At 55.1% G+C, this 9,485-nt stretch carries 8 protein-coding genes; 6 read left to right on the forward strand and 2 right to left on the reverse strand.

The window, feature by feature from the left end; genetic code table 11:
- From ABJK70_RS14940 to mgtE, 3 genes are all read left to right on the forward strand, one after another.
- Positions 1 to 1,986 (forward strand): ribonucleoside-diphosphate reductase subunit alpha (locus ABJK70_RS14940; protein ID WP_347258357.1); only part of this gene is annotated, 1,986 nt, incomplete at its 5' end.
- 445 nt (positions 1,987 to 2,431) lie between these two features.
- Positions 2,432 to 3,793 (forward strand): ATP-binding protein, encoded by a 1,362-nt coding sequence (locus tag ABJK70_RS14945; RefSeq protein ID WP_077729868.1) that lies wholly within the window; start codon positions 2,432 to 2,434, stop codon positions 3,791 to 3,793.
- Between the two features lie 614 nt (positions 3,794 to 4,407).
- Complete coding sequence (gene mgtE, locus ABJK70_RS14950) at positions 4,408 to 5,673, forward strand: magnesium transporter (RefSeq protein ID WP_347258358.1); 1,266 nt, start codon at positions 4,408 to 4,410, stop codon at positions 5,671 to 5,673.
- A gap of 99 nt (positions 5,674 to 5,772) precedes the next feature.
- Here the strand turns inward: mgtE and ABJK70_RS14955 are convergent, their stop codons facing one another.
- A complete protein-coding gene (locus ABJK70_RS14955; RefSeq protein WP_347258359.1) occupies positions 5,773 to 6,552 on the reverse strand; it encodes a ceramidase domain-containing protein in 780 nt (259 codons plus the stop codon).
- A gap of 122 nt (positions 6,553 to 6,674) precedes the next feature.
- Between ABJK70_RS14955 and ABJK70_RS14960 the strand changes: the two genes are divergently transcribed.
- Positions 6,675 to 7,127, forward strand: coding sequence for a hypothetical protein (locus ABJK70_RS14960; RefSeq protein WP_347258360.1), 453 nt, complete (start codon positions 6,675 to 6,677; stop codon positions 7,125 to 7,127).
- 129 nt (positions 7,128 to 7,256) lie between these two features.
- Here ABJK70_RS14960 and ABJK70_RS14965 read toward each other — a convergent pair whose 3' ends face one another.
- Complete coding sequence (locus ABJK70_RS14965) at positions 7,257 to 7,577, reverse strand: PilZ domain-containing protein (protein WP_347258361.1); 321 nt, start codon at positions 7,575 to 7,577, stop codon at positions 7,257 to 7,259.
- Between the two features lie 215 nt (positions 7,578 to 7,792).
- On the opposite strand from ABJK70_RS14965, the gene ABJK70_RS14970 reads away from it, so the two are divergent.
- Together ABJK70_RS14970 and ABJK70_RS14975 are read left to right on the forward strand one after the other, a co-directional pair.
- The gene (locus tag ABJK70_RS14970) at positions 7,793 to 8,014 is read left to right on the forward strand and encodes a hypothetical protein (protein WP_077729863.1); all 222 of its coding nucleotides are present in this window, start codon (positions 7,793 to 7,795) and stop codon (positions 8,012 to 8,014) included.
- Between the two features lie 177 nt (positions 8,015 to 8,191).
- On the forward strand, positions 8,192 to 9,454 hold the full coding sequence (locus ABJK70_RS14975) for a ribonucleotide-diphosphate reductase subunit beta (protein WP_077729862.1): 1,263 nt from the start codon (positions 8,192 to 8,194) through the stop codon (positions 9,452 to 9,454).
- Positions 9,455 to 9,485 lie beyond the last annotated feature (31 nt).

Genomic DNA, 9,485 nt, shown 5'->3' on the forward strand with positions numbered 1-9,485 from the left:
GCCAAAGGCGTCCGTTTCGAGCTGCCCCAGGCGTTCTTCATGCGCGTCGCCATGGGGCTCGCCATCAGCGAAATCGATCGTGAAGCGAAAGCCATCGAGTTCTACAACCTGCTTTCCAGCTTCGATTTCATGAGTTCCACGCCCACCTTGTTCAACTCCGGCACACTGCGCCCGCAGCTCTCCTCGTGCTATCTCACCACCGTGCCGGATGATCTGGACGGCATCTTCGGTGCCATCAAGGACGACGCCCTTCTGTCCAAATATGCCGGCGGCCTGGGGAACGACTGGACCCGGGTCCGCGCCATGGGGTCCCATATCAAAGGCACCAACGGCAAATCCCAGGGCGTCGTTCCTTTCCTTAAGGTGGCCAACGACACGGCCGTCGCCGTCAATCAGGGCGGAAAGCGCAAGGGCGCCATGTGCGCTTATCTGGAAACCTGGCACCTGGATATTGAGGAGTTCCTGGAACTCCGCAAGAACACCGGCGACGATCGCCGCCGTACCCACGACATGAACACCGCCAACTGGGTGCCCGATCTGTTCATGAAGCGGGTGGCGGAAGAGGGCGACTGGACGCTGTTCACGCCCAGCGACACGCCGGATCTGCACGACCTCACCGGCGAAGCCTTCGAGAAGCGCTATTTGGAGTACGAAGCCAAGGTGGATCGCGGCGAAATCACGCTATACAAGCGGCTTCCGGCGACCCAGCTTTGGCGCAAGATGCTGTCCATGCTGTTCGAAACGGGACATCCCTGGGTCGCCTTCAAGGATCCGTGCAACCTGCGCTATACCAACCGGCACATGGGCGTGGTTCACAGCTCCAATCTCTGCACCGAGATCACCCTGCACACCAACGACAACGAAATCGCCGTGTGCAACCTGGGCAGCGTGAATCTGTCGAATCACGTCACCGAGGACGGCGTTCTCGACGCGCAGAAGCTGGAGAAAACGATCTCCACCGCAATGCGCATGCTGGACAACGTCATCGACATCAACTACTACAGCGTTCCCCAGGCGCGCCGCTCGAACCTGCGCCATCGGCCGGTGGGGCTGGGCATCATGGGCTTCCAGGAGACGCTGTACAAGCTGCGCATCCCCTATGCCTCGGATGAAGCCGTAAGCTTTGCGGACAAGAGCATGGAACTGGTGAGCTACTACGCCATCAAGGCGTCCACCGATCTCGCCGAAGAACGCGGCCGATATTCCAGCTTCGAAGGCTCGCTGTGGAGCCAGGGCATCCTGCCCTACGATTCCATGGCTCTGGTCGAACAGGGCAGGGGCGGTTATCTCCAGCAAGACCGCAGCTTTACCCTGGACTGGGACGCGCTCCGCGAGCGGGTGAAAACGGTCGGCATGCGCAACAGCAACACCATGGCGATTGCTCCGACGGCGACCATCTCCAATATCTGCGGCGTGTCGCAGTCGATCGAGCCGACCTATCAGAACCTGTTCGTCAAATCGAACCTCTCCGGCGAGTTCACCGTGGTCAATCCGTATCTGGTGAACGATCTCAAGAAGCTCGACCTGTGGGATGCGGTCATGATCAATGACCTCAAGTACTACGACGGCAGCCTGCAAAAGATCGAGCGCATACCGGACCAGCTCAAACAGATCTACGCCACCGCCTTCGAAGTCGATCCGCGCTGGCTGGTCGAAGCCGCCTCGCGCCGGCAAAAATGGATCGACCAGGCGCAATCCCTCAACCTGTACATGGCCGAGCCCTCCGGCAAGAAGCTCGACAACCTGTACAAACTGGCCTGGATTCGCGGCCTCAAGACCACCTACTACCTCCGCACCATGGGCGCCACCCACGTGGAGAAGAGCACCGCCTTCGACGGCAAGCTCAACGCCGTGAAGACCGACCCCATCGACGATGCGATTCCCGGAACGAAGCACCACCCGGCGGAAGCCGCCTATGCCGAGGCGGCGGCTTCGGGGGTGAAGATGTGTTCGATTGATGATCCGGAATGTGAGGCGTGTCAGTAATTTACTTCCTCTCTACTGTGGGACCTTTCAGTTCCCTCTCCCTCTGGGAGGGGGTTAGGGTGAGGGTATGGTAGGGTGGGTTAGGCCTTTGGCCGTAACCCACCGAATAAAAGGTTTCGCTTCGCGAGGGTTCATTTGACTGTGGGTGCTCGGACCCACGGCCGAGGCACTTTTCTTTGCTTGTCCAAAGAAAAGGAGCCAAAAGAAAGGACACCCGATTGCCGCTTGTCTCCTCCGCTCCTCGCTTTCGTCGGGGGTTGCCGGAAGGGCCATCCATGGCCCTCCGGCAACGCGCGGAATCCTTTCCGCGCCCCTCCCGGGCTATTCCCGCCGAAAGCTCCGGTGCTCGGCGCGGCAAACGGGGAAGGGAATTTCAAGATCAGTTTTCCCAAGTAAATGAATTCCACATTTGCCATTTCTGAACTCAATATCGAAGGCAATAAATATGTCGATTTCCACGTTTAATCGTCATGAGTTTGGAGAAAAGTTAAATACAGTGGTGTTTCCATCTCAGCCGATTCAGAGTATTGAACATCTCTTTGGGCGCGGAGAAGAGCTTGATCAAATCGATAAGGCTTTATATGCTCCAGGTAGACACATATTCATTTATGGAGATCGAGGGGTCGGAAAGTCTTCTCTTGCGGCGATAGCTGCAAATCAATATCAAAGCCCAGAGGCTGATTATATCGATGTTTCGTGCTCTCCCGATGCGACTTTACTCTCAGTTGTCGCCGATATCGCAATGCAGGCCGCAAATATAAGTCGTTTCCGTTCGATAACAAGACAAGTCAAGAAATCAATTGATCTGCGTTTCTTTAAGATCGAAAAGAATCAAAATGAAACACGCTTGAATATTCGTGAGCAGATTCGAACATTGCCTGAGGCCGTAGAGTTACTTAGAGAGGTCTCGTACCTTCACTCTGAAAAACCAATTGTTGTATTGGATGAATTTGATCGGATTAGCTCTGCAGAAGAGAGAAACCTTTTTGCAGATTTAATTAAACAACTTGGTGACAAAAAAATACCGCTCAAATTTATTTTTACGGGTGTCGGAAAAACTCTAGAAGAATTGCTTGGCGCACATCAGTCTGCCTATCGACAGTTACAGACGATTGAACTCCCTAAATTGCCTTGGGAGGCTCGATGGGAAATTGTGCTCCATGCAGCACGAACATTTGGTATCGATGTGGACAGAGATGTTTACATTCGTATTGCACAAGTGAGTGACGGATACCCTTATTATGTACATCTAATAACGGAGAAAATGCTATGGCGGGTTTATGATGAGGCAAAAGAAGTTGAAAAAGTAACGTGGGAGCATTATCTTCCTGCAATTAGGGACGCAATACATAGTATTTCCGCAGAGCTAAAACGTCCATATGAGTTAGCGGTAAATCAACCATCAGGTGATTATGAGGAAGTTCTCTGGTCAACAGCGGATTCGGATATGTTGCTCCGTTATTTAAAAGATATGTATTCTTCTTACGGCAAAATAATGGATCAGTACACCGATAAGCTGCGGCTTGATAACGGTAAATACAGTGCCAGAATTAGAAATCTGAAAAATGCTTCTTGCGGTTCAGTTTTAATTTCCGGAAATCGGCCTGGCTTGTATTCATATCGCGAAAAAATGCTACGCGGTTACGTGAGAATGCAGGCTGAAGCAAATGGGATCGAGTTGTATGGAGAAGAAGCGCGATCTAGAGAGAAGCAATATATGCATGTTCCAGCTCGTGTCTCCACTGGATACCGGCAGTCTATGATTCCGCGGGGGATTACTTTTTCCAGAAATGGAGAAAGGAAATGAAATATTTATACCAATTATATCTATGAGTGCGTGCTTGCACGAGGCACAATTCGGTATAAGTATTACCCAATAGTGCTCTGATACTGTCTGACTGCACACATTATCGGCGTGCGACATACACGATTTGTATCCCGTCGACGTAGCCGAGCATCGCAGACGCGGGCGGGAATGGCCCGAAGGGTGGACGCAGGGATGCGTCCACTCGGCAGAGGGATAGGAAATCCCTTCTGCCGAGCCCCGACCGGGCCTGCGACGCGCAGGGCACCGCGAAGCGGCAAGTCGTCGGGCCGCTTTTTCTTTGGGTCCTTTCTTTTGGCGGCGCAAAAGAAAGGACCTCGGCCGTGGGTCCGAGCACCCACAGTCAAATCAATCTGTCGCGGCAGCGACACCTTAATAGCGAAACCTTATTCTTTCGAACTCGAAAAAGATAAATACCATATTACGGAAGAGCTCTGAACGATACCGGCCATGCCGGTTGTCCAAAGAAGTAGGCGCATGGAATAGCCTGCAAAGGACAGCGTGACACACGAGAATCCCGAGTTTGGCACATGGTCGAGCTGAAATTCCTTCGGCATCCAACAATCTAGGACGTGATGAGTCATCAAGGCGGTGAAATGCCGAAATACACGCTCGATGCTGTCAAGGCGTTACGGCGGCTGGAACCGCCGCAGCGGGCAGAGGCGCTGTCGCGTTATCCGCCGGAGGTGGCGCGGACTGTTTTCGAGCAGTTCGAAGCGCCGCTTCAGAAGGAGGTGCTGGCGTTTCTGCGCGATCATCAAGTCAATCGGTTGCTGGAGGACCTCGATCCGGATGATCGAGTCCGACTGCTGGATACCTTGCCTGAGCCGGTAGGCCAGGCTTTGCTGGCTCGCCTCAGTCCCCGCGAAAGGCGCCTGACCCACAAGTTGCTCGCCTTCCCTGCGGAGAGCGCGGGCCGCATCATGAACCCGGAATATCTGCCGCTCCGGCCGGAACTTTCGGTGCGGGATGCGTTGATCCTAGTCCATCGCGAGGGCCGTGCGGTCGGTACAGTGAACGTGCTGCCGGTCCTCGATGGCGACGAGCGGCTGGTGGGATTGGCAATGCTCAGCGCACTGGTGCTGGCCGACCCGGACCAGCAGGTGGCGGACGTGATGCTGGCGCCGGTACCCACGGTAGCCCCTGAGACCGACCAGGAGCAGGTGGCCCGCCTGATTCAGGCGGCGGATCTATTGGCGCTGCCGGTAATCGACGATGCTCGGCATTTGCTCGGCTTGATTACGGTGGACGACGCCATGGACGTCGTTCAGCTCGAGCAGGAGGAGGACTTTGCTCGGGCCGGGGGTAGCGAGCCGGTGGATCGTCCCTATTTTTCCATCACCTTGTTGGATCTGGCCCGCGCCCGCTTTGTCTGGCTGTTGCTGCTTGCCTTGGCCGGCGCCCTGACGGTCAACGTAATCACCGCTTTCGAATCACTGCTGGAGCAGACGATCAGTCTCTCGGTGTTCATACCCCTTCTCGTCGGTATTGGGGGCAATTGTGGAGCCCAATCGGCGACTACCGTGATCCGTGCCATGGCTACAGGCGATGTCAACGGGGTGGGAGTCGGGCGCGTGGTATTCCGCGAGACTCGGATCGGCATTCTGCTCGGCACTGCCGTGGCTTTGCTCGCCTATGTGCCCGTGTTGCTGCTGTTCGAATCGGGGCTGGCTACGACAGTTTCCCTGACCCTGATCGCCATCTGTGTCCTCGCAACTCTGGTAGGTGCAGGCATGCCGCTGTTGGCGCGACGGTTCGGTATCGATCCGGCGGTAGTGAGCGCTCCTGTTGTAACGACGCTGGTCGATACTCTCGGCTTAGTCTTATATTTCCTGATTGCAAGGGTCGTCATGGAGTTTTGATGGCGGCGCGAATGGGGGGCGGGCGGAAACACAATTGACGTTTATCCGCGAGTAATCGGTTTACCCTGCCGGGGGGGCGGCGGATTGCTCCGCCAAAGCTCATTCGTGTCGGATCGGCTTTCTTTTTCTCAGCCCCAGCAAGAAACAATAAGCCCCTATCGCCGCCAAAACATGTTTGAGCGCATGCCCGCTGATCGGGTACATCACCTGAAAGATCGTCTCATCCAGCAGCTCCGCCAGTTTGGCGACCAAATAGAACCCGAGCAATGCCCAGATATACCCGCTTCCCGTGAACGAAGGCGAGAACAAAAGCAGTATCAGCGGAATCAGCAGCATGGGTAGAAATTGGACGAGGCCGTAAGGGCGTAGGTCCCCTTGTCCGGATTGTTCGGTCACGTGCCAATAGATGATGGAGGCAATACCGACGAGAATCAGCGGCCATAACAGTTTTTGCCCCGCCTGGCGGGAAATGTATTCGCCGACGATGATGGAGACGAAAGCCATGAAGGCGACGGTCATGGGCAGGCGGTCCCAGACCAGTGTCGTATTGTTTGGATCGAGATGGTAATACGCCGAGCCGGGGCCGATCAGTGCGATACCGATGAAGAAGGCGAAATAGCTTGCCCGGAGCTCCGGGAGCGTTCGATCCGGCACTCCCCGGACGAGTTCCCGAAGCGCAGCCAGACCGACCAGGAGGAAGAGGAGATTGGTCGCGACATTCCAGAAATGCGGCACGCCGAACCACCGGCTGCGGTCGGCGAACTCGTGATAGGCCGGGTCTTGCGGGACGGCGGGAACCAAAAACATGCCGATGACCGCGAGCGCGATAATGCCGAGCAGTAAAGCCAGTTTTGGGGTTCTGTGGCGTTCTGTTTTCATGCGATGAAGCTAAAGGAATGCGAGCGTTGACGCACTCCATGCTATACACAGCCGGCCGGTCTGCATACTATTAGCCGACGGATGGCCTTGGGCGTCCGTGTTCAGACATGAGGAGACATCCTATGAAAACAATAACGCTGGGGTTGCTGGTCATGCTTTTAGGGGAGAGCGGCACGACAACCGCTACCGAGGCTGGTATCGAAAGCGCCACCAAACAACTCTTGAAAGATACTGCCAAAACGGTGGTTCAGCGCGGTACGCGCGAGCGAGTGCACGTGGCGGCCGAGAGCATAGAGAAAGCCAAAAACCTGAGGGAAAGCATCGATAAAGCGTCTGCTGCGATAGGAGAGCAAGCCCTAGACACTGCCAAGGAATCTGCCGAGCGGCAGCTGAAGGATGCTGTCCCGGCACAAGCCAAACAAGGCGTCAAGGCTGTCGAGGACGGTGTGGATCAGGCCAAGGCGATCAAAAGCCAAGTCAAAAATGCACCCAAATCGACCCGGGACGCTGCTCAGGTCGTAAAACGCAAGGCTAAACAAGAAGCGGCCGAGAAGGCACTCGAGCTATTGCGTTAACCTGCTTTTTGCGCCTCGCCCGGTCAAGGGCGAGGTGGCAACCTCGATTGATAAACTCTTGGCCGGATTCACTCGGGCGTACGCCGGCCGATGGACTGTCCATATCCCGTGCAGCGTAAACACAGCCTATTAACGGCGGAATACCGCGGTGGACCATAACGCCCGCCCGAATTCGAGCCCATATCCTTGTTGGGATTCACGTTTGACGATGACCGAATACCGGAGCAACCGCACGATTTTTCCTCTTTCGACGGCAAAAACGACCATGGCGGGTTTTCCCACGGATGCCTCTGTGTGCGTGGGCATCTGCAGAAAAATGCCGGAACGGCTCAGGTTTTTGGTGATTCCGCGTGATGGATTGCCGGCAGGAGGGATGAGATAAGTGCGAACGGAAGAAATCGCACGCGGTGCGACCCGTCGATCTTCGGGGGAGTCGGTCTTTTTATTCATCGTGTCCAGCCTTTGTTATTAGATAACCCCAACGTCGAAATTTCATCACATTTGTCAGAGCTTGACGAGAACGGTTTGCACATCCCCGGTTCGGAGGCAACCCACATCCGAACTGTCTAAGGAGTAGAATAAATACCACAAATCGAGAGTCGACTTGGACTCGGAAGAGAATCAGTCGATCGAGATGCGACGCAGCAACCAAAGGAGCTCGGATCATGGCCGAAAAACTTTTGCGCGATATTAAACCGGTTTCCCCTGAAAACCTTGACGATCTGATGCTGATCATGGCCAAGAACATCGAAGAGTCGTTATTCAAGAGCGGAGCACGGCCGGGGCTCGATTATTCCATCTTGGACCTTTACAAACTGGCGCAGCCCTTTGCGCTGGAAGTGTTCAGGAAGAACATCAACACCATGTCCTTTACCGTGCAGTGGTAGCGCGGTTCGGCCCAAAAAACGCGGGAGAGGCTTGCCGGCAAAAGTTATAGCCTACATATTGTGTCTATAATGTTTTTGTGCACAATATATAGTCGCTTAGGTTGGCAACCGCTCAACGATCGAGAGTTGCATAGATATTTCTCCTGAACACTCACGGGCCGAAAAGAGGAAAAAAGCATGTTGAATTGGGAAGATCCCCTCGCTGGCGTTACCGGCAAATCCGTCAAAGCTGAAACTAATCCGAATGCGCCCCGGCTGGCGGAATGGGGAGGGGAACTAGCCGCAGCGCGCGATACCGGCAAGGTCAGTCCCGAATTTCAGGATTTTTTTGCTGAAACGCGATACGAAGCGGACCAGGGGATTGCTGCGGGCAGCGACTCTCGTACCGGTGCGACTGGCCTTGAGAGCATCGAAATGGGGGCCCGGCGCATCCAGGTCGATGACAAGCAGATTATCAATTGCCGCGCCGACCTGAATCAGCTCGTGCCGTTCAAGTACCGTTGGGCCTGGCAGAAATATCTGGATGCCTGCGCCAATCACTGGATGCCGCAGGAAATCAACATGAACGCGGACATTGCGCTTTGGAAGAGTATCGACGGACTGACCGAAGACGAGCGCACCATCATCAAGCGAAATCTCGGATTCTTTTCCACCGCCGATTCCCTGGTGGCCAACAATCTGGTTTTGGCGGTATACCGGCACATTACCAATCCGGAATGCCGCCAATATCTTCTGCGCCAGGCTTTCGAAGAAGCGCTGCACACTCATGCCTATCAATACGTCGTCGAGTCTCTCGGCATGGACGAGGGCGAGGTGTTCAACATGTACCGTGAATTGCCGGCCGTGGCGCGCAAGGCGGAGTGGGCCTTGCCATTCACCCAGTCTCTGGGCGATCCCGCGTTCCGGACCGGAACGCCCGAAGACGATCAGCGCCTGCTTCGCGATCTCATCGCCTTCTACGTGATTTTCGAAGGCATCTTCTTCTACGTCGGCTTTACCCAAATCCTTTCGATGGGGCGGCGCAACAAAATGACGGGCACCGCCGAGCAGTTTCAATACATCTTGCGGGACGAATCGATGCACATGAACTTCGGCATCGATGTCATCAACCAAATCAAGATCGAGAATCCGCATCTCTGGCGCAAAGACTTTCAGGACGAAATCATCCGCATGATTCGCGAGGCGGTGGAGATAGAGACTCAATATGCCTATGACACGATGCCGCGTGGCGTGCTGGGGCTGAATGCCGGCATGTTCAAGGATTATCTGGAGTTCATCGCCAACCGACGCTGCGCTCAGATCGGTTTGCCGGAGCAGTACCCCGGCGCGGGCAATCCATTCCCCTGGATGAGCGAAATCCTGGATCTCAAGAAGGAGAAGAACTTCTTCGAGACCCGGGTAACGGAATATCAGACCGGCGGCGTTCTGAGCTGGGATTGATCTCGGTCTCTTCCCGGAACTACGCTCTATA

The sequence above is a fragment of the Methylocaldum sp. genome, assembly GCF_039794385.1.
Classification (GTDB): Bacteria; Pseudomonadota; Gammaproteobacteria; order Methylococcales; family Methylococcaceae; genus Methylocaldum.